The sequence below is a fragment of the Halopseudomonas litoralis genome, from assembly GCF_900105005.1.
In the GTDB taxonomy this organism is placed as follows: domain Bacteria; phylum Pseudomonadota; class Gammaproteobacteria; order Pseudomonadales; family Pseudomonadaceae; genus Halopseudomonas; species Halopseudomonas litoralis.
This window is the reverse complement of the sequence record NZ_LT629748.1, coordinates 3,644,754-3,664,136: the sequence shown is the minus strand read 5'-3', so window position 1 is coordinate 3,664,136 and position 19,383 is coordinate 3,644,754. Positions and strand designations below refer to the sequence as shown.

Annotated in this window: 18 protein-coding genes and 1 pseudogene; 17 read left to right on the top strand and 2 right to left on the bottom strand. The window is 57.5% G+C overall.

Annotation, left to right across the window (positions count from 1 at the left end; translation table 11 throughout):
* Positions 1-9: 9 nt before the first annotated feature.
* The gene (locus BLU11_RS17515; protein ID WP_090275561.1) at positions 10-297 is read right to left on the bottom strand and encodes a DUF2782 domain-containing protein; all 288 of its coding nucleotides are present in this window, start codon (positions 295-297) and stop codon (positions 10-12) included.
* A 75-nt stretch (positions 298-372) separates the two neighbouring features.
* On the opposite strand from BLU11_RS17515, the gene polA reads away from it, so the two are divergent.
* Positions 373-3,117, top strand: coding sequence for a DNA polymerase I (gene polA, locus BLU11_RS17510; RefSeq protein WP_090275559.1), 2,745 nt, complete (start codon positions 373-375; stop codon positions 3,115-3,117).
* 231 nt (positions 3,118-3,348) lie between these two features.
* Here polA and yihA read toward each other — a convergent pair whose 3' ends face one another.
* Positions 3,349-3,990: a ribosome biogenesis GTP-binding protein YihA/YsxC gene (yihA, locus tag BLU11_RS17505; RefSeq protein ID WP_090275557.1), complete on the bottom strand. Its 642-nt coding sequence runs from the start codon at positions 3,988-3,990 to the stop codon at positions 3,349-3,351.
* Positions 3,991-4,247: 257 nt separating this feature from the next.
* On the opposite strand from yihA, the gene BLU11_RS17500 reads away from it, so the two are divergent.
* The 16 genes and pseudogenes from BLU11_RS17500 (at position 4,248) to BLU11_RS17420 (ending at position 19,381) form a co-directional block, all read left to right on the top strand.
* Positions 4,248-4,856, top strand: a complete 609-nt coding sequence (locus BLU11_RS17500) for a c-type cytochrome (RefSeq protein ID WP_090275555.1) — start codon at positions 4,248-4,250, stop codon at positions 4,854-4,856.
* Positions 4,857-5,030: 174 nt separating this feature from the next.
* On the top strand, positions 5,031-5,663 hold the full coding sequence (locus BLU11_RS17495) for a thiol:disulfide interchange protein DsbA/DsbL (protein ID WP_090275553.1): 633 nt from the start codon (positions 5,031-5,033) through the stop codon (positions 5,661-5,663).
* 14 nt (positions 5,664-5,677) lie between these two features.
* The gene (locus BLU11_RS17490; protein ID WP_407920217.1) at positions 5,678-6,556 is read left to right on the top strand and encodes an endonuclease/exonuclease/phosphatase family protein; all 879 of its coding nucleotides are present in this window, start codon (positions 5,678-5,680) and stop codon (positions 6,554-6,556) included.
* The gene (locus BLU11_RS17485) at positions 6,556-7,422 is read left to right on the top strand and encodes an N-acetylmuramoyl-L-alanine amidase (RefSeq protein WP_269433219.1); all 867 of its coding nucleotides are present in this window, start codon (positions 6,556-6,558) and stop codon (positions 7,420-7,422) included. The genes BLU11_RS17490 and BLU11_RS17485 overlap by 1 nt, the downstream gene beginning before the upstream one ends.
* 16 nt (positions 7,423-7,438) lie before the next feature.
* Positions 7,439-8,668: a nucleoside recognition domain-containing protein gene (locus BLU11_RS17480; RefSeq protein WP_090275551.1), complete on the top strand. Its 1,230-nt coding sequence runs from the start codon at positions 7,439-7,441 to the stop codon at positions 8,666-8,668.
* A 57-nt stretch (positions 8,669-8,725) separates the two neighbouring features.
* Complete coding sequence (locus BLU11_RS17475) at positions 8,726-10,060, top strand: ribonuclease J (protein ID WP_090275548.1); 1,335 nt, start codon at positions 8,726-8,728, stop codon at positions 10,058-10,060.
* A 142-nt stretch (positions 10,061-10,202) separates the two neighbouring features.
* Entirely contained in the window at positions 10,203-10,538 is a 336-nt protein-coding gene (locus BLU11_RS17470) for an MbcA/ParS/Xre antitoxin family protein (protein ID WP_197674224.1), read from the top strand.
* Between the two features lie 2 nt (positions 10,539-10,540).
* Complete coding sequence (locus BLU11_RS17465) at positions 10,541-11,242, top strand: RES family NAD+ phosphorylase (RefSeq protein ID WP_090275543.1); 702 nt, start codon at positions 10,541-10,543, stop codon at positions 11,240-11,242.
* A gap of 139 nt (positions 11,243-11,381) precedes the next feature.
* A complete protein-coding gene (locus BLU11_RS17460; protein ID WP_090275541.1) occupies positions 11,382-12,902 on the top strand; it encodes a PAAR domain-containing protein in 1,521 nt (506 codons plus the stop codon).
* Positions 12,899-13,285 carry a hypothetical protein gene (locus tag BLU11_RS17455; protein ID WP_090275539.1) on the top strand — a complete coding sequence of 129 codons (387 nt, stop codon included), beginning with the start codon at positions 12,899-12,901 and terminating at the stop codon, positions 13,283-13,285. The genes BLU11_RS17460 and BLU11_RS17455 overlap by 4 nt, the downstream gene beginning before the upstream one ends.
* Before the next feature lie 319 nt (positions 13,286-13,604).
* Positions 13,605-13,874: pseudogene (locus BLU11_RS17450) on the top strand (PAAR domain-containing protein); the annotation flags it as partial.
* A gap of 14 nt (positions 13,875-13,888) precedes the next feature.
* Complete coding sequence (locus BLU11_RS17445; protein ID WP_090275534.1) at positions 13,889-14,683, top strand: hypothetical protein; 795 nt, start codon at positions 13,889-13,891, stop codon at positions 14,681-14,683.
* A gap of 104 nt (positions 14,684-14,787) precedes the next feature.
* Positions 14,788-16,047, top strand: coding sequence for an IS256 family transposase (locus BLU11_RS17440; protein WP_090271862.1), 1,260 nt, complete (start codon positions 14,788-14,790; stop codon positions 16,045-16,047).
* Between the two features lie 79 nt (positions 16,048-16,126).
* Positions 16,127-16,450 (top strand): hypothetical protein, encoded by a 324-nt coding sequence (locus tag BLU11_RS17435; RefSeq protein WP_157718709.1) that lies wholly within the window; start codon positions 16,127-16,129, stop codon positions 16,448-16,450.
* A gap of 673 nt (positions 16,451-17,123) precedes the next feature.
* Positions 17,124-18,365 carry a type IIL restriction-modification enzyme MmeI gene (locus BLU11_RS17425; protein ID WP_197674223.1) on the top strand — a complete coding sequence of 414 codons (1,242 nt, stop codon included), beginning with the start codon at positions 17,124-17,126 and terminating at the stop codon, positions 18,363-18,365.
* Positions 18,366-18,442: 77 nt separating this feature from the next.
* Positions 18,443-19,381, top strand: a complete 939-nt coding sequence (locus BLU11_RS17420) for a site-specific integrase (RefSeq protein WP_197674222.1) — start codon at positions 18,443-18,445, stop codon at positions 19,379-19,381.
* Positions 19,382-19,383 lie beyond the last annotated feature (2 nt).

The following is a 19,383-nucleotide window of genomic DNA, read 5'->3' as shown; positions in this document are numbered from 1 at the left end:
GTCAGCGCCTTACCATTCGAAGATCTTCCACGACGGGATACGCAAGCCGTTGGGATTGTCGGCACGGGTGAAGTTGCCATCATCATCCACCGCCACCAGAAAGTAGGGCGCGCCATTCTTCGGGGTGACCTTGATGGCATAGAGAAAGCCATTCAGGCGATATTCCTCAATGGTCTTGTCGCCTTCCTGACGAATGGTAACGTCCGGCTCGCCGGTCAGCGGTGGCTCCTGCGCCATAACCGAGAAACTTGCTATCAATACCAGGGCAGCCAACCCGCGGCCAATTATGCGTGTCATGTTAACCTTGTCCTTTTATGGAATGACGACAACTTCATTCTAGCCTCTTTTCTCTCTGGAACGCTGACCTGACGCATGACTGACTCCATTGCCCCGCTGATTCTCGTTGACGGCTCCTCCTATCTGTACCGTGCCTTCCACGCACTGCCGCCACTGACCACCTCCACCGGCAAGCCGACCGGCGCCGTCAAGGGCGTTCTCAATATGCTCAGGAGCCTGCGCAAGCAGTATCCGGACAGCCCCATCGCGGTGGTCTTCGATGCCAAGGGCCCGACCTTCCGCGATGCGCTGTTCGAGGATTACAAATCGCACCGCCCACCCATGCCTGATGATCTGCGTTCGCAGATCGAGCCGCTGCACGCCAGCGTCAAGGCGCTGGGCCTGCCGCTATTGTGCGTCGATGGGGTTGAGGCGGATGACGTGATCGGCACGCTGGCCCGGCAAAGCGCCGCGGTAGGTTGCCCGGTGGTGATTTCCACCGGCGACAAGGACATGGCGCAGTTGGTCGACGAGCACATTACCCTGGTCAACACCATGACCAATACGGTCATGAACCCTGAGGGGGTAAGGGAGAAATTCGGTGTCGGCCCTGAGTTGATCATCGATTTTCTCGCATTGATGGGCGACAAGTCCGACAATATTCCCGGCGTGCCGGGCGTGGGTGAGAAGACCGCGCAGGGCCTGCTCAACGGGCTCGGTGGCGGCATGGATGTGATCTACGCCAATCTGGAGAAGATTCCCGAGCTGCCGATCCGTGGCGCCAAGAAGCTGCCGGAGAAACTGCTGGAACACAAGGACATGGCCTATCTGTCCCACCAGCTGGCGACCATCAAGATAGATGTCGAGCTGGATGTGAAAGTCGACGCGCTGCATCCGACCGAGCCCAACCGTGAAGCTCTGATCGAGCTGTATCGCACACTGGAATTCAAGAATTGGCTCGACGACCTGCTGCGTGAAGCAAAAACCGCCGGCCAGACCGTAGAGACACCGAACCAGACCGAGGCTGTGGAAGCAACGTACGAGACCATCCTTGATCAGGCGGGCTTTGACCTGTGGCTCAACAAGTTGCAGAACGCCTCTCTGTTTGCCTTTGATACCGAGACCACCAGCATTTACGCCCAGCAGGCGGAGCTGGTCGGTCTGTCCTTCGCTGTCAATCCCCATGAAGCAGCCTATGTACCGCTGGCCCATAGCTACATGGGCGTGCCCGAGCAGCTCGACCGTGATCAGGTGCTGGCCGCACTCAAGCCCTTACTGGAAGATCCGGACAAGCGCAAGGTGGCACAACACGCAAAATACGACATGAACGTCCTGGCGCATTACGGCATCCAGGTGCAGGGCGTGGCTTTCGATACCATGCTTGAATCCTATGTGCTGGACTCAACAGCGACACGTCACGATATGGACAGCCTGGCGCTCAAATACCTGGGCACCGGCACAGTACGTTTCGAAGACATTGCCGGCAAGGGTGCAAAACAACTGACCTTTGACCAGATTGCACTGGAACAGGCTGGCCCCTACGCCGCCGAAGATGCCGACATCACCCTGCGCCTGCATCAGACACTGTGGCAGAAGCTGCAAGGCATCAGCTCGCTGGCCAAGGTGCTGGAGCAGATAGAGATGCCACTGGTGCCGGTGTTGGCGCGGATCGAGCGCAGCGGTGCGCTGGTCGATGCCAAGCTGTTGGGCATCCAGAGCCGGGAGCTGGGCGACAAGATGACGGCCCTCGAACGGCAGGCCTTTGATCTGGCCGGGGAGGAGTTCAATCTTGGCTCGCCGAAGCAGTTGTGCGCCATTCTCTATGAAAAGCAGGGCCTGCCGGTGATATCCAAGACCGCCAAGGGCCAGCCGTCCACTGCCGAATCGGTACTCGCCGAGCTGGCGGAACAAGGCTATGAGTTGCCCCAGGTGATCATGCAGTACCGCACGGTGAGCAAGCTCAAGAGCACCTATACCGACCGGCTACCCGAACAGATCAATCCGCGTACCGGACGCATCCATACCAGTTATCACCAGGCGGTCACTGCTACCGGCCGACTGTCCTCGTCCGATCCGAACCTGCAGAACATTCCGATCCGCAGCGCCGAGGGCCGACGCATCCGTCAGGCCTTCATCGCCCCGGAAGGCTACAAGATAATGGCGGCCGACTACTCTCAGATCGAGCTGCGCATCATGGCTCATCTGGCGCAGGACGAGGGCCTGCTGGAGGCCTTCCGTCAGGGTCTCGACGTGCACCGCGCCACCGCCGCCGAGGTATTCGGCGTCGCTCTGGATGAGGTCAGCAACGATCAGCGGCGCAGCGCCAAGGCGATCAACTTCGGTCTGATCTATGGCATGAGCGCCTTTGGCCTGGCCAAGCAGATCGGCGTCGATCGCAAGCAGTCGCAGGCCTATATCGATCGCTACTTCACCCGCTATCCAGGCGTACTGCGCTATATGGAAGACACTCGGGCGCAGGCGGCGGAGAAAGGCTTCGTCGAAACCCTGTTCGGTCGACGCCTGTACCTGCCGGAGATTCACTCGAAGAACCAGGCCATGCGCAAAGGCGCCGAGCGCACCGCGATCAACGCACCCATGCAGGGCACCGCGGCCGACATCATCAAGCGAGCCATGGTCGAAGTGGATCGCTGGCTGACGGAATCGAGACTGGACGCCCGTGTGGTCATGCAGGTGCATGACGAACTGGTACTGGAAGTGCGCGAGGATCTGCTTGATCAGATCAGCGCCGGGCTGTGCCAGCACATGAGCGCCGCCGCTGAACTCGACGTGCCGCTACTGGTGGAAGTGGGTACTGGAAACAACTGGGATGAGGCGCATTGAGCGCCCCATCTCCGGATAAAAATATTTTCTGCAATAATTCGGAACTTAACCGGAAACTGCCCGGTCAGAGACTATGAATGGCCCGTCAAGCCCTTCATGCTCCTTAGATGTGATTTAGTGTTGGCAGAATACCGGGCATCCCTTTCCTAGCACAGCCCGGTCGTTAAGCCCCGAACCTTCCCTCCCCATAGAAGTTCGGGGTTTTTTTTGTCTGCTATTTGAGCGTCCCCGTTATTCCTCAGGCTGCTCCAGATCCTCTGCAGGATACAACCAGCTTTCCAGCACCGCGTGCGCCTCCTCGATGCCCTGGCGTTTGGGTGAGGAGAACAACTGCACGCTGGCACGGTTGCCGAACTCCTTGCGCACCGTGCTCTGCACCTTGAGCAGCACACCCTTGGCGGCGCCGTAGGACAGCTTGTCCGACTTGCTCAGCAGGATGTGCGCCGGCAGGCCAGTCACGTCCGCCCATTCGAGCATCATCCGGTCGAATCCGGACAATGGGTGACGAATGTCCATGACCAGTACCACGCCGGCCAGGGAATTGCGCTGGGTGAGGTAGGCGTCCAGGTGCAGCTTCCAGTGCTCCTTTAACTCCAGCGGTACCTTGGCGTAACCGTAACCGGGCAGGTCGACCAGACGGTGTTCCTCGTCCAGGCCGAAGAAGTTGATCAGTTGGGTACGCCCCGGGGTTTTCGAGGTACGGGCCAGCCGTGCGTGGGTCAAGGTGTTCAGGGCGCTGGATTTACCGGCATTGGAGCGGCCGGCAAAGGCCACTTCCAGACCTTGATCGGCCGGGCACTGGTCCGCCTGACTGGCGCTTTTGATGAAACTGGCTGTCTGGCAGAGAATGGCAAGAGGTGTAGCTGAGGGCATGGAATATCCGGTCTGTGTGGCTTGATGCATTCACGTCAGCGGCTAGCTTAGTATATAATGCCGCCGTTTAATATCGTGACAGTGCACTGCGACAGTATGGCCATTGCGCTGCCTCCGGGTGGCGGCTAGCATGGGCGCTTATTGGTGCCGGCCCGGTAATGTCGGCAAGTATGCAAGGCTGTCTGCACATAACGTGGTCATCAAGACCGGACGCAGGCCAGGCCTGATTTTTCTTTTAGCCGTAATTGGATTAGCCGATGAATAAATTACTTGTAAGTCTGGTGTTATCCCTCGGTGTGGCCGGTTCGGCCCATGCACTGCAGGGTGATGCCGAAGCTGGTAAGGGCAAAGTGGCCGTCTGTTCGGCCTGTCATGGCGCAGATGGCAACAGTGTCATGCCGAACTGGCCTAGCCTGGCCGGGCAAGGGGAGCGTTATCTGCTCAAGCAGCTGATAGAAATCAAGGAAGAAGTGCGGGTCGTGCCGGAAATGACCGCTATCGTGGCCAACATGAGCGAGCAGGACCTGGCTGACGCTGCGGCTTATTATTCATCACAAACCCTGACTGGCGGTGCTGCCGATCCCGAGCTGGTTGCCCGTGGTGAAGCCATCTACCGTGGCGGCGACCTGGCTATCGGCCTGCCGGCCTGTACCGGTTGCCACTCACCGACTGGTCAGGGCAACGATCCCGCTGCCTTCCCGCAGCTGGCCGGGCAGCACGCGACCTATACCGCCAAACAGCTGACCGACTTCCGTGAAGGTAACCGGGTCAATGATGGCGATGCCATGATCATGCAGACCATTGCTTCGCGTCTCAGCAACAAGGATATCGAGGCCGTCTCGAGCTATATCCAGGGCCTGCGTTGATCGCCGTGTTGCATTGCAATAGCTGGTGATAAAAAAAGGGTGGCTAAGGCCACCCTTTTTTGCGACTGTTGAAAACCCAGGCGGCCAGCACGATAGCCAGCCGGGGAACCTTTTTGCCATCATGATGGCCTGAATGACACAGAATATTGTCTGAAATAGCGTCTGGAGAGACACATGCGCAAGTTGTTGACTGTTGGATTGATATGGCTGCTGGGTGGTTTGGCGATGGCTCAGGCCCAGACTCAGGAAAGCCAGTACCGGGCCGGCGTGCATTATGTCAAGCTGCCAGCAGTGGCGCCGACACAGGAGCCCGACAAGATCGAAGTGGCCGAGCTGTTCTGGTACGGCTGCGGCCACTGCTTCAGTTTCGAGCCTATCGTCAGCGAGTGGAAGAAAACCCTGCCCGAGGATGTGAACTTCCGTCCTGTTCCGGCATTCTTTGGCGGCACCTGGGATACCCATGGTCAGTTGTTCTACACTCTGGAAAGCATGAATCAGCTGGATGAAGCCCATGCCGCGGTATTCCAGGCGATTCACAATCAGGGTAACCGCCTGGCCAACCCGGATGCGATGGTGAAATTGCTCTCGCAATACGGCATTGACGAAGACGAATTCCGCAAGACCTGGTCCTCCGCCGGGGTGAGCCTGAAGATGAATCAGGCCAAACGGCTGGCCAAAGCCTATCGCGCTTCGGGTGTACCCACGCTGATCGTCAACGGCAAATATCGAATTGAAGGCGGCATGGCCGGCAGTTTCGAGGAAATGCTGAAAATCGCAGAATATCTGGTGGATCAGGAACGTTCCTGACCAAGGGGGCTTTGATGATTGCAACGGGCAATATCCCATGGCGGCGCACTACCCAGGGCTCCATGGCGCCGGCCTGTCTGCAGACCAACCCGAACTGGGCCTGCAGCGACGACGCACCGGCGCTGCCAGATGTGCTCCGGCTGCTCAGCTTCAATATTCAGGTTGGCATCAATACTCAGCGCTACCATCATTATCTGACCCGCGGCTGGCAGCATGTGCTGCCGCACGCGCGTCGTCAGCAGACGCTCGGCCAGATTGCCAAGCTACTCAATGACTTTGATGTGGTCGCGCTGCAGGAGGTCGATGGCGGCAGTTTGCGCTCGGGCTTCGTCAATCAGGTGGAGCATCTGGCCAGGGAGAGTCAGTTCCCGTTCTGGTATCAGCAGCTCAATCGCAATCTGGGGCGCTTCGCCCAACACTCCAACGGCTTTCTCAGCCGCTTCCAGCCGCAATTGCTGGAAGATCACAAGCTGCCCGGTATGCTGCCGGGGCGCGGCGCCATTCTCACCAGCTTCGGCCAGGGGCCGGACAGTCTGTTGGTGGTGATGATGCACTTGGCACTGAGCACTCGCACCCGCGCCAACCAGTTGGCCTATATCCGCGAACGCATCGCTGATCACAGCCATGTGGTATTGATGGGCGACATGAATACCCATGCCGAAGATCTGCTGGAGCGCTCTCCCCTGAGCGGCAGCAATCTGCATACAGCCAGTCTGCCTGGCACCTACCCGAGTTGGAAGCCGGCGCGCGTGCTTGATCATATTCTGCTCAGCCCCTCTCTGAATATCGAGCAGGTTGACGTGCTGCCGCAGCCGATTTCCGATCACCTGCCGGTATCCATGCATATCCGCCTGCCGCCCAGCATGTGCAGCCTGCCAGCCGCCAAGCAATAATGCCGCGCTGGCTGGCCCACCCTGCCCGCCGGATGGCGGGTTTGCTGATCGCCCTGTTACTGCTTGCCGGCTGTAGCCGTGGCTTGGTGATTGATACCAGTCACACCGCTCGCGGCCAGGACAGCCGTGTGCAGTACGTCATTCTGCACTACACCTCATCCGACTCCGCTCGGGCGATGAATACCCTGACCCTGGGCGAGGTCAGCAGCCATTATCTGATCGATACCCATCCGCCGACCATCTACCGCCTGGTGAACGAAAACCGGCGCGCCTGGCATGCCGGAGACAGCAGCTGGCAGGGCCGCACCTGGCTGAACGCCAGCTCCATCGGCATCGAGATAGTGCATCCCGGTTATCGCGATACGCCGCAGGGGCGTCAGTGGTACCCATGGGACCAGCAGCAGATAGACCGTTTGATCCCGCTGTTGCAGGATATCCTGCAACGACATGGACTGTCGCCGCAGCACGTCATCGGCCACAGCGATATTGCACCGCAGCGCAAACTCGACCCCGGCCCGCTGTTTCCCTGGCAACAACTGGCCGAGGCGGGCGTGGCGGTCTGGCCGGAGGCTACCCAGGTTGCCCGGTACCAACACCTGTTAGCCGGGCAAACGCCGCCCCTAGCCTGGTTCGAAATGACACTGGAGCGCTTCGGCTACAGCTTGGCTCGAAGACCTGGCCAGACCGACGCTACGCGCAATATCATCGCTGCTTTCCAGATGCGCTTTCGACCAACCTTGCATGATGGCGAGCCCGATGCGCATACCGCTGCTATCCTTGCTGCACTGGTCCCCGGCAGCTTTGCCGAGATAGCTCGCTTCACCGGTTTCGCCACGCCGGTAGAACCCGCGATCACTCCACCCTGAAAGGATTGGCGCACCCATGCTCAATGGAATCTGGCTGAGCTTCTTCCTCGCTGCCTTCAGCGCTGCACTGTGGCAGTGGCTTGGTGTGGGGGACAGCGACGTGTTCAGCCGCCTGGTGGCAGCCATGTTCGACATGGCCCGGCTGAGTGTCGAGATCATTCTGGTCCTGGTCGGCACTATGACGCTGTGGCTGGGGTTTCTGGCGATTGCCGAAAAGGCCGGGCTGATCCGCCTGCTGGCCCGATTGCTGGACCCCTTGTTCCGTCGGCTGATGCCGGAGGTACCCAGCGGCCATCCCGCCCTTGGCCACATCAGTATGAACTTCGCAGCGAATATTCTCGGCCTGGACAATGCAGCCACACCGATCGGCATCAAGGCCATGCACTCGTTGCAGGAGCTCAATCCGCAGAAAAACACTGCGACCAACGCACAGATCCTGTTCCTGGTGCTCAACAGCTCATCGCTGACGTTATTGCCGGTGACCATCTTCATGTACCGCGCACAACAGGGCGCCACCGACCCCACCCTGGTGTTCCTGCCGATCCTGCTGGCCACCACCGTGTCCAGCCTGGTGGGGCTGCTGACCGTCGCCTTCATGCAACGCCTGCGCCTGCATGATCCGGTGGTGCTGGCCTACCTGCTGGGCGGCGCCGTGGCGCTGGGTCTGCTGCTGACCAGCCTCGCCGGCATGTCTGCCCAGGCGCTGGCCGCAACATCTTCATTGATCGGCAATCTGACCCTGTTCGGCATCGTCATGCTGTTTCTGGGCGTCGCGGCACTGCGCAAGGTCAGGGTCTATGACACCTTCATCGAAGGAGCGAAGGAAGGTTTCAGCTTCACCGTATCGCTGTTGCCGTTTCTTATCGCCATGCTGGTAGCTATCGGCGTGCTGCGGGCCAGCGGTGTGCTGGATGCCGGGCTGGATGGCGTGCGCTGGCTGGCCGACATCTTCGGCTGGGACGACCGCTTTATCGACGCACTACCCACCGCCTTCATGAAACCGCTGTCCGGCAGCGGCGCCCGGGCGATGATGATCGAGACCATGGACACCTTCGGTGTCGACAGCTTCCCCGGGCTGTTGGCGGCAACCTTTCAGGGCAGCACGGAAACCACCTTCTATGTGATCGCGGTGTACTTCGGCGCAGTGGGCATCACCCGCATCCGCCATGGCCTGGGCTGTGCATTGATAGCAGATCTGGCCGGCGTGCTCACTGCCATCGGTATGTGCTATTGGTTCTTTGGCTGACACGCTGACGGACGGCGCCTGCTAAGCTGTCGGGTATATCCTCCACTGGAATCCGTTATGCCCGCACCGCGTTTTGATCAGTTACACCGCCAGGTCGGCCCGTATTTCGTTGCCCTCGGCGGCGCGGGGATGTTCGGTGCCAACCTGTATCTGTACGGCTCCGGCGGTGAGTGGATCGCCATCGATTGCGGCTTTGCCATGCAACCGACGGCCAGTGGCGACACCCGTATCTCGATACCCAGCCTCAGCGCCCTGAACAAATATGACATCAAGCTGAGTGCGCTGCTGATCACCCATGGGCATGAGGATCATATCGGCGCCATTCCGCATCTTTGGCGCCAGCTTGGCTGCCCCTTGTATACGAGCCCCTTTACCGCCCGGCTGATCCGCAACAAGCTGGCGCAGAATCTGGACTGGCCAGCGCTGCACGAAATTCAGCCTCTGCAGCCAATCGGTCTGGGCGCTTTCCAGGCGGAGTGGATACCCGTCACCCATTCCATTCCCGAGTCCCACGCCATCCTGCTGCAAGTAGCTGATAAGCGCATCTACCACAGCGGCGACTGGAAGCTCGATCCGCAACCGCTGGTGGGCGAGTTGACTGCTGAAAAGCGGCTGCGCACCCTTGGCCGAGAGGGCGTGGATGTCCTGATCGGTGACTCGACCAATGCCCCCGGCAATGTTGCCAGCCGCTCCGAAGCGGCGGTGCAGAATGGTCTGCTGGATGCTATCCGCCCGTGCACCCAGCGGGTAATCGTTACCTGTTTCGCCAGCAACCTTGCGCGTCTGCACAGCCTCGCGGAAATCGCCTTCGATACCGGCCGTTATGCCGGACTGCTGGGACGCAGTCTGGTCAGCATGCACAGCTTCGGTCGCGCCCACGGCTACCTGCGAGCACGCCCGGGGTTCATCGGTCCGTGGGAGCTGGGCTTTCTACCGCGCGATCAGCAGCTATGGATCTGCACCGGCAGTCAGGGCGAACCCGGCGCCGCGCTGGGCAGACTGGCCGCAGGTAACCATCCGCAGCTGACCCTGGAAGCCGGTGATACAGTGGTGTTTTCCTCGCGTCTGATTCCCGGCAACGAAGAAGCTCTCGAACGCATCAGGAACAACCTGCAGCGCCAGGGTGTGTATATCATCGATGATGACATGGCGCCCATTCATGCATCCGGTCACCCTCCGCAGGAAGACCTGCGTCAGTTGTATGGCTGGCTGCGTCCACGCTACCTGCTGCCGGTGCATGGCGAGAACTACCATCAGCAAGCGCACATGGATTTCGCCCGCAACCTCGGCATTGGTGGCTTGGTTCCCGCCAACGGCGACCTCATCGATCTCAGCAGCCAGCCTTGCCGAGTTGCGGAGCTGCCCTGGGCGTTGCAGGAAGTCGAGCGCTGACCAATCCACCACGGCTTCTGTTGGAAATTGCCTAATCTTCCTTCTCTGTTATAATTGCAACATAAATCGTTGCTTTATTATCGGAGGGCTCATGTACAGCGACAAAAGTGCGGGCCAAGTGGATCGTTCAAGGATTGGCAAAATGCTGATCACCCTGTTCGATCACTGGAAGCTCTCGACCATTGAACAGCTGAGCTTGCTGGGCCTGTCCAAAGATAACCGGGCCGCGCTGAGCAAGTACCGTAATGGCCAGCCACTCGCCAACGACAGGGACAAGCTGGAACGTGCCGGCATACTGCTTGGCATCCACAAGTCTCTACGCTTGCTGTTCCCTTACAACCGCGACATGACCTATGCCTGGATGTCCCAGCCCAACAAGGCTTTCGATGGTCAGTCACCGGTCGAACTCATCGATCGCCAAGGGATGATCGGGATGTACATGGTCAGGGCTTATCTGGATGTGCAGAGAGGTCGATAGGCATGGCATTCGGAGATCTGGAAGGCCTCACTCTCAAAGCCATTGATGGCGACCTTTTTCGCAATATTGTTTCGCTTCGAAAATCGCAGGATCTTTTCGATGACCTCAGCGACGATCCAGAGGATTGGGCTGCAGCGATCGAATTGGAAATCACCTGCAAGCCACCTCAGTTCCAGTCTGGTCACCCCATAATTGATAGACCATTCGAGGAGGCCGCATTTCTCGAAGCCATTCGGTTCCCCTTCGATAACCTTGGCGCCAGCCGTTTCAGCAGCGGTTACTTTGGCGTCTGGTATGGGAGCGAAACGCTGGAAACCACCATTCATGAGACCGTCCATCATTGGCGCAATGGCCTGCTCCGTGACGCAGGGTGGCAAGATATTGAGGGAGTGGCGATTGAGCGCCGGGTGCATCTTGTTCAGTGCAACGGGGCATTGGTCAATCTGGTGCCCATGTCAGAAGAGTGGCCTGAGCTTCGCTCAGATGACTACGCAGCGTGTCAGACGCTGGGGGAATCTTTTGACAGGCAGGGCCTTCCAGGCCTTTTGACCATCTCCGCTCGATGCAGCGGGGTGAACGCCGCAGTCTTCAACCCCACCCTGCTCAGTAACCCACGAGCTCACTGCTACCTGACCTACAGAGTAGAGGGCGGGCGGGTGAAGGTGTGTCGATCAGAAGATGAAAAACTGATTTCAGTGCTCTGAAAGCAAACCCAGACAACCGCTCTCGGCATATGAATGCCAAGCTCATCACAAATTGAGTGTCACCCCGCCGTCACCCATTCCCTTGCCATCCCATCTGCAGTAGAACTGTCCGCCGGATACCTTTCAGGGAGTGATAACCATGATTCCAGCCGCCCGTCTTGGCGATATGCATCAATGCCCGATCAAGGGTCATGGCACCACCGCCATCACCTCCGCCTCCGGCGACACTCTTATCGATGGCTTCGGTGCCGCCCGAGTCGGCGATGTCTGCGGCTGTGGCGCGGTCATCACACAAGGCTTTCCAGCAGTGGTCATCAATGGTCGACCGCTCGCCTATCTGGGTAGCGAAACCTCACATGGTGGTCGCATCACCACCGGTAGCCCGGATACGTTCGGCGGTTTCACCATGAGTGGCTCGGGGGCCATCGTCGACTTCGCCCGCCTGGGTGCCATCGATACTCAGGGTCAGATAAATAATCAGATACTCAGCCAGTTATTGGAAGATCCACATCTGGAACAACTGGCCGAAAACCAGAATGCACTGGTGAACCCGGATGCTACCGAGACCGCTAACGGCCAGCCTACAAATACCCTGCAGCATGAGCAGGAAATAGAGCAGAAGCGGGCGGCGCAGCAGGAAGAGCAATCCGCTGCCCTCAGTCTGATCGAACCCGGGTTTCACATCGTTCAGGAAAGCATGTCCCGTAGCGCTCTGGAAGAACTGCTGTTCGACTCACCCAGCCCAGCTCTGCTGGCACACTTCAAGCACCTCAATCCGCACCTGGGTGAATGGCTCAAGCCGGGGCAGATGGCCATTATCAGCGATCCGGACAACCGTCAATGCACTCGGAAAGAAGCCCAGCTGATGGAGGCCGCCGGCAAGGTAGAGACGGCACTGCAAGAGCTCAGTGATGACGAAGCCATGTTCATGCTGGAACACTACGATGTCCTAGGCTCCTTTATCGGCTATTCCGGCGCTGGCCTATCCATCAGTACGCTCATGGCCGGGCGGCACTTGGACAGCATCAGTCATACACTGACGAATCTGGAACAACTGCACCAAAATTCCTATACCCGATATGGCCATCTGCGCCACGAAAGCTTCTTCAATCAACGCCGAATACTGATGGCTCAGCTCGACAACGGCCTGCTGCCCTTGGTGCGGAAGGGCGCTGGCATCCCGGATCATCCCAAACTCAAACACGCCCTTGGCATTTCCAGCCGCAGTTTGGTTCACCACTGGGATCAGGCCGGTGTAGCTGGTGAGATTCCTGGCTATACCAATCATATTGAAGGAATTAGCCGCACGGCACGTTACATAAAAAGGGGTAGCTGGGCCGCTCTTGCTCTCTCTGCCGTAGCTTCAGAAAGAGTCATCGCGGAAACCTGCCGAGTGGGCCGAGAGGACGAATGCAGGCACGTAAAATTTACCGAGAGAGGGCGGTTTTCCGGTACTGTGATCGGCGGTGCAGTTGGCAGCGCAATGATCGGTCGGGCCACCGCTGGTGCATTATGCATCGCTGTAGGGGTGCCAACTGTCGGCATGGGTACGCTGGCTTGTGGAGTATTGGTTGCCGCCGCCGCATCGACGGTTGGCGCAGCCTATGGCGAGCAAGGTGGGGAATTAGCCGGGGAATTAATATATAGGCTTACGGAATGAGCGTTGCTGCAACTATATACTCTGTTTTGAATCTCGTCGTTTTAACATGGGCTTTTTTAGCCTTGGTAATGTGGTTCTACATCGCTTATACAAAGATGGACGTCATGCTTCGACACCTGTCCAATTGCCAAGCGATCCAGTTCAGAGTGCCTTATTTTGGCAAAGGTCCGATAGGTCGGTTTTTGATGTTATCCGAGATCATCGGCGTGGTCAGAACCCCCGCATGGTATTTGAAGCAAGGCATAGCCGACCCGGACGACATCAAGAATTTCCCGCCCAAGCTCAAGCGCCTACTCGTCATCCAGTACAACTTGATACTCATCCCCGGTATCGGCATGTTTATTCTGTGGAGCGTAGGCAAGTATATGGGCTGGCTGAAATAGCCAGAGCCGCCCATCCTACCAGTGCACCGCCATATCCCCGTTACATCTGCACCGCCCCGGTTAGCTAGAACCCTGAGTCCGACCGAACAGCAGCAGCTGTGTGACGGATCATCTGAACCCTTTTCTGACCGAGGCTATTCGGTTCCCGTTCGATAACCCTGTTGATTCCGGTGTTCTGAAAACAAGCCCAGACAAAAGTTCTGCGGCATATGAATGCCAAGCTCATCACATACTGAGCACGACGCCACCGCAACCGATTCCCCCACCACCGCTTCTGCAGTAGAACTGTCCGCCGGATACCTTTCAAGGAGCGATAACCATGATTCCAGCCGCCCGTCTTGGCGATATGCATCAATGCCCGATCAAGGGTCATGGCACCGCTGCTATCACCTCGGCCTCCGGCGACCCCCTTATCGATGGCTTCGGTGCCGCCCGGGTCGGCGATGTCTCCGGCTGTGGCGCGGTCATCACTCAAGGCTTTCCAACAGTCATCATCAATGGCCGACCGCTCGCCTATCTAGGTAGCGAAACCTCACATGGTGGTCGCATCACTACCGGCAGCCCGGATACAGTCGGCGGTTTTACTATGAAGAAGCCCAGCTGATGGAGGCCGCCGGAACGGTAGAAGCGGTCTTGCAAGAGCTCAGCGATGACGAAGCTCAATTCATGCTGGAACACTACGACACTCTCGGCTCCTTTATCGGCTATTCCGGCGCTGGTCTATCCATCGGTACGCTCATGGCCGGGCGACACTTGGACAGCATCAGTCACACACTGGCGAATCTGGAACAACTGCACCAAAGCTCCTATGCCCGCTATAGCCACCTGTGCCACGAAAGCTTCTTCAATCAACGTAAAATTTTAATGGCACAGCTCGACAACGGCTTGCTGCCCTTGGTGCGTAAGGGCGCCGGCATCCCGGATCACCCAGAGCTCAAGCACGCCCTTGGCATTTCCAGTCGCAGCTTGGTTCATCATTGGAATCAGGCGGGCGTACCCGGTGAAATTCCCGGTTATGCCAGCCATATTGACGGAATCAACAGAGCCGCACGTTACATCAAGGGTGGCGCTTGGTTCGCCACCGGATTGACTATTGTATCCTCGGAAATGGCCATCGCAGAAACCTGCCGAGTGGGCAGAGAAGATGAATGCCGGCAGATGAAATTTACCGAGAGGGGTCTGCTTGCTGGCGGGGCAGCAACAGGTTCACTGGCAGGCATAGCAGTCAAAGGGGCGAGGGCCGGAGCGGTTTGCGTGACGATAGGTGCAGGTTCTGCCGGCGTTGGCGGCCTCGTTTGCGGTCTTATGGTTGTAGGAACGGTCTCGGTGGCCGCTGGGGCTGTCGGTGGTCGTGCGGGGGAGCTCACTGGAGAGCTCTTATATAAGGCTACCAAATGACCCTTGTTGAAATAACGTATATGGTAGCGGGTGTTGTTATATTTGCTCGGGGGTGTCATAAATTTTGTGTTTGGGCATAACATGTTGCAGCAGAGGATGCATGTATGCCGACCAAGAAGAAGCCGGGGCGTGAAACCCCGCGAGACCTACCAGCAATTCCCAAAGAGCTGATTGATCAGTTCGTCAATGGCCCGATGAGCGCTGAAGCCATTCAGGATGCCTCGATGGCGTTCAAGAAGGCGTTGATCGAGCGGGCCCTTGGTGCCGAGCTAGGGCATCACCTTGGCTACCCTGAAGGTGCTGAGCGCCCAGAGGGGGCGAGCAACCAGCGTAACGGCCGGAGCGGCAAGACAGTGCTCACCGATGATGGCCCGCTGCGTCTGGACATCCCCCGAGACCGCGACGGCAGCTTTGCCCCGATCCTGATTCCCAAGCATGAGCGCCGCTTTACCGGCTTTGACGACAAGATCATTGCCATGTATGCCCGAGGCATGACGGTTCGTGAAATCCGAGCCTTCCTGGCCGAGCAGTACGGAACCGATGTTTCTCATGACTTCATCAGTTCGGTTACCGATGCCGTATTGGAAGAGATTAGCGCTTGGCAGCAACGCCCCTTGGAGCCAATGTACCCGGTCATCTTTTTCGATGCCTTGAGGGTCAAAATTCGGGACGAGGGCCTGGTTCGCAATAAGGCCGTTTACCTAGCGCTTGGGGTGTTACCGGACGGTACACGGGATATTCTGGGCATCTGGATCGAAACGACGGAGGGCGCCAAATTCTGGATGAAGGTGTTCAACGATCTGAAGACCCGAGGCGTAGAAGATATATTGATCGCCGTGACTGACGGCCTGAAGGGCATACCTGAAGCCCTGAGTGCGGTGTTCCCGGATACCACCTTGCAGACCTGCATTGTACATCTGATCCGCAACAGCCTTGATTATGCAGGCTGGGACAAGCGCAGAGAGCTGGCCAAAGCTCTCAAGCCCATCTATCAGGCGCTCAACGCCGAGGTCGCAGCGCAGGCTTTGGACGCGTTTGAAGCTGGGCCATGGGGTAAGCAGTACCCGACGGTCACAGCAGCCTGGCGGCGTGCGTGGGATAGGGTCATTCCGTTCTTTGTGTTCCCGCCCGCCATACGAAAGGTGATCTATACGACCAATGCGATTGAAAGCATCAACGCTCAGTTGCGTAAGATCATTAAAACCCGGGGCCACTTCCCAACGGATGAGGCCGCGACGAAGTTGATCTGGTTGGCGCTACGTAATATCACTGCCAACTGGGGTAACGCGGCACATGACTGGAAAGCCGCTATGAATCAGTTCGCGATCCTATACGAAGATCGCTTCACCAGGCCGACCTGGTAAGTGAGGGCCTACCTGATGGCAGGCCATTAACGGCCCGAACACAAAAAATCTGACAGTCCCATTTGCTCTCATGTTTTTGATGTTAGCAGCTCTACTTGTCACCGCTTATACCAAAATGAATGTCATCCTCAAACATTTATCTAACTGCCGCTCTGTTCAGGTCAGAGCGCCAACATTTGGTATGGGACCTGTAGGCCGACTGCTTCTGCTCAGCGAGGTTATCGGCATACTGAGAAATGCTGACTACTATTTAAAACACGGCAACGCTGATCCGAATGATTTGAAAAACTTTCCACCCAATCTGAAGCGGCTGCTTTTTTTACAATACAACATTGTCCTGTTGTTATTGATAGCAATGTTCATCCTGTTTGGAGCAGGGTGCTATCTGGGCTGGATTGAATAACCACAAGCCCGGCAACGTGCGTTGGCACCCAAAGAAGCAGGCGTTAGTGCTGGGGCCTTGACCTGCGAAGTTATAGTATCTGCGGCAGCGCCCCCGGGGTCTGTGGTTGGCGGGGCAGCCGGGGAGTCCTTCGGAATGGGGGGCTGGCGAACTATTGTATGAGGTTTCCAGCAAGTGACTCGTAGCAGCGCAGAAATCACGTATTTTGTAATAGGAATCTCTATTTTTACTTGGGCCTTCCTGGCTTTGGTAATGTGGTTTTACATCGCCCACACCAAAATGGACGTTATGGTCCGGCACCTGCCCAACTGTCAGGCCATCCAGCTTAGGGTGTCTTACTTCAGTAAAGGTCCAATAGGTCGTTTTCTACTATTGGCTGAGATTATCGGCGTGGTCAGAACCCCCACATGGTATCTGAAACAAGGCATAGCCGACCCGGACGACATCAGAAACTTTCCACCCAAGCTCAAGCGCCTACTCGTCCTCCAATACAACCTGATACTGATCCCCGGGGTCGGTATATTCATTCTTTGGGGCGTAGGAAAATATATGGGTTGGCTCAGATAATCAGAGCAGCCCCATCCTACCAGCGCACCGCCATATCCCCGTTACACCTGTCCTCCACCGCCTCGGTTGGTTAGAATCCTGAGTCCAACCGAACAGGAGCAGTCGCGTGACGGATCGTCTGGAACCCTTTCTGGCCCGCTGGCAGAACGCCGGTGGTACCGAGCGCGCCAATTACCAGCTGTTCCTCACCGAGCTTTGCGCCCTGCTCGACCTGCCGCTGCCCGAACCAGCGGGGGATGACACCCGCGACAATGCCTATGTATTCGAGCGTCGCGTCGTCATCAAGCAGCCTGACGGCTCAAGCAACAACGGCTTTATCGACCTGTACAAACGCGGCAGTTTTGTTCTGGAAGCCAAGCAGACCGGCAAGACGCTGGACAGCTCCGGCTGGGACAAAGCCATGCTCCGGGCGCACAACCAGGCCGATCAATACGCCCGCGCGCTACCCGCAGACGAAGGCCGCCCGCCGTTCATTCTGGTGGTGGATGTTGGCCGCAATATTGAGTTGTACGCGGAATTCAGCCGCTCCGGCGCCACTTACACGCCCTTTCCGGATGCCCGCAGCCACCGCATTCGGTTGGAGGACCTGGGCAAGGAGCCGATCCGAGAGCGCCTACGCGCCGTCTGGCAGGACCCGCTCAGCCTCGACCCCGCACGGCGCTCGGCACGGGTCACCCGCGAAATTGCCGATCAACTGGCGAAATTGGCGAAATCCCTGGAAGCCGGCGGGCACTCCCCGCAACTGGTCGCCAGTTTTCTGATGCGCACGCTGTTCACCATGTTTGCCGAGGATGTCGGCCTGCTGCCAGCGCGCGGTTTCACCGAGCTGTTGCAGCGCCTCAAGGCCAAGCCCGAAACCTTCGCACCGATGCTGGAAAATCTCTGGCAGACGATGAACAGTGGCGGCTTTTCACCCATTCTGGAAAACACCCTGCTGCGCTTCAACGGCGGCCTGTTTGCCGACAGTCAGGCTATCAGCCTGGATCGGGATCAGATGGAGCTGCTGCTCAGCGCCGCCGAAGCGGACTGGCGATACGTCGAGCCGGCTATTTTCGGTACCCTGCTGGAGCGCGCGCTCGACCCGCGCGAACGGCATAAACTGGGCGCGCATTACACGCCCCGCGCCTATGTTGAACGCCTGGTGCTGCCGACGGTAATCGAACCGCTGCGCGCCGAATGGCAGGAAGTGCAGGTCGCCGCGCTGGCCTTTGAGGCACGCAACAAGCACAAGGACGCGGTAGCCGAAGTCCGCGCCTTTCATCAGCATTTATGCGATGTGCGGGTGCTCGATCCGGCCTGTGGCAAACGTTACATACCCACTTTTCATCACACACCATACATGGTTTAATGGTGACAAATTAGGCCGATCCATGCTCAGAAAAGGTTCCTTCCTTAACCGCATTGGGTTGTCGGAGGGACGAGTCAATGGCATCTCTTGAAAAAATCAACTACCAGCCTCGTCGAGCTGAAATCTCAGATGGCTCTTTACAGTGGTCAGCATTAAAACGAAAACCTATCAAAAATCTTCCCCAGATAGTTTGGGAAGATAATTCAACGTGGGCAGAAGCTAATCTTTGGGCCCTGGATCAAGCGACATCTTCCAAGCGCGATTTGAAAACTGTTCGATCCAATATGTTTCACTTGCTCGCCTATGCAAAGTGGCTGGAAGCGGAGTCAATCCAGTGGTGGCATTTTCCTGAGCGTGAAAGCGAGCGCTGTCTTGTCCGTTTCCGGGGCGCTCTAGTTGCAGCCAGGAATAGTGGTGATCTCGCCCCAAGCACTGCATCACAAAGAATGGCAGCAGTGATCCGGTTTTATAAATGGATGCAAGTGCGCCGCCTTATTTCTCCGGAATGGCCAATGTGGGAACAACGTTTCGTTGGGATAAAACTTACCAATCCGTTCGGATTTGAACACACGATGCAGGTTGCCAGTACAGATCTCGCCATTCCGAATCGAAAGGTAGCTGGGGCAATACAGCTGGAAGACGGCCTGTTACCAGTATCTATTTCAGCGATGAAAGAAATACTTGTGTTGGCAGACTGCAACGCAACGGAAGAGCTTTCTTTAATGCTTCGACTCGGCTTTTTTTCGGGGTTGCGTATTGGCTCCATTACCGATCTGAAGGTTCAAACACTCCACAATGCCACTACTGTTCCAGAAGTTGGCTGGAAGCGTTTGGAAGTTGGCCCCGGAGCTAGACCGCCAGTTTCAACAAAATTCAGCGCTTCTGGCTCTGTACCTATACCAGAAGAGCTTCTTGAGTCGCTTATTTCCTATTCGATGAGCACAAGGCGATTGAAACGCCAAATGCTGGCGAACCCGGAAGATCAGGATCTGCTTTTCCTCACACGCTACCGGTAGTT

What these genes read in the sequence shown, in the direction of transcription:
- BLU11_RS17480 (WP_090275551.1), top strand. Translation starts at nt 7,439, where the DNA reads ATGCTCAATGGAATCTGGCTGAGCTTCTTCCTCGCTGCCTTCAGCGCT.
- polA (WP_090275559.1), top strand. Translation starts at nt 373, where the DNA reads ATGACTGACTCCATTGCCCCGCTGATTCTCGTTGACGGCTCCTCCTAT.
- yihA (WP_090275557.1), bottom strand. Translation starts at nt 3,990, where the DNA reads ATGCCCTCAGCTACACCTCTTGCCATTCTCTGCCAGACAGCCAGTTTC.
- BLU11_RS17495 (WP_090275553.1), top strand. Translation starts at nt 5,031, where the DNA reads ATGCGCAAGTTGTTGACTGTTGGATTGATATGGCTGCTGGGTGGTTTG.
- BLU11_RS17440 (WP_090271862.1), top strand. Translation starts at nt 14,788, where the DNA reads ATGCCGACCAAGAAGAAGCCGGGGCGTGAAACCCCGCGAGACCTACCA.
- BLU11_RS17420 (WP_197674222.1), top strand. Translation starts at nt 18,443, where the DNA reads ATGGCATCTCTTGAAAAAATCAACTACCAGCCTCGTCGAGCTGAAATC.
- BLU11_RS17485 (WP_269433219.1), top strand. Translation starts at nt 6,556, where the DNA reads ATGCCGCGCTGGCTGGCCCACCCTGCCCGCCGGATGGCGGGTTTGCTG.
- BLU11_RS17515 (WP_090275561.1), bottom strand. Translation starts at nt 297, where the DNA reads ATGACACGCATAATTGGCCGCGGGTTGGCTGCCCTGGTATTGATAGCA.
- BLU11_RS17460 (WP_090275541.1), top strand. Translation starts at nt 11,382, where the DNA reads ATGATTCCAGCCGCCCGTCTTGGCGATATGCATCAATGCCCGATCAAG.
- BLU11_RS17470 (WP_197674224.1), top strand. Translation starts at nt 10,203, where the DNA reads ATGCTGATCACCCTGTTCGATCACTGGAAGCTCTCGACCATTGAACAG.
- BLU11_RS17455 (WP_090275539.1), top strand. Translation starts at nt 12,899, where the DNA reads ATGAGCGTTGCTGCAACTATATACTCTGTTTTGAATCTCGTCGTTTTA.
- BLU11_RS17465 (WP_090275543.1), top strand. Translation starts at nt 10,541, where the DNA reads ATGGCATTCGGAGATCTGGAAGGCCTCACTCTCAAAGCCATTGATGGC.
- BLU11_RS17475 (WP_090275548.1), top strand. Translation starts at nt 8,726, where the DNA reads ATGCCCGCACCGCGTTTTGATCAGTTACACCGCCAGGTCGGCCCGTAT.
- BLU11_RS17490 (WP_407920217.1), top strand. Translation starts at nt 5,678, where the DNA reads ATGATTGCAACGGGCAATATCCCATGGCGGCGCACTACCCAGGGCTCC.
- BLU11_RS17435 (WP_157718709.1), top strand. Translation starts at nt 16,127, where the DNA reads ATGTTAGCAGCTCTACTTGTCACCGCTTATACCAAAATGAATGTCATC.
- BLU11_RS17445 (WP_090275534.1), top strand. Translation starts at nt 13,889, where the DNA reads ATGGAGGCCGCCGGAACGGTAGAAGCGGTCTTGCAAGAGCTCAGCGAT.
- BLU11_RS17500 (WP_090275555.1), top strand. Translation starts at nt 4,248, where the DNA reads ATGAATAAATTACTTGTAAGTCTGGTGTTATCCCTCGGTGTGGCCGGT.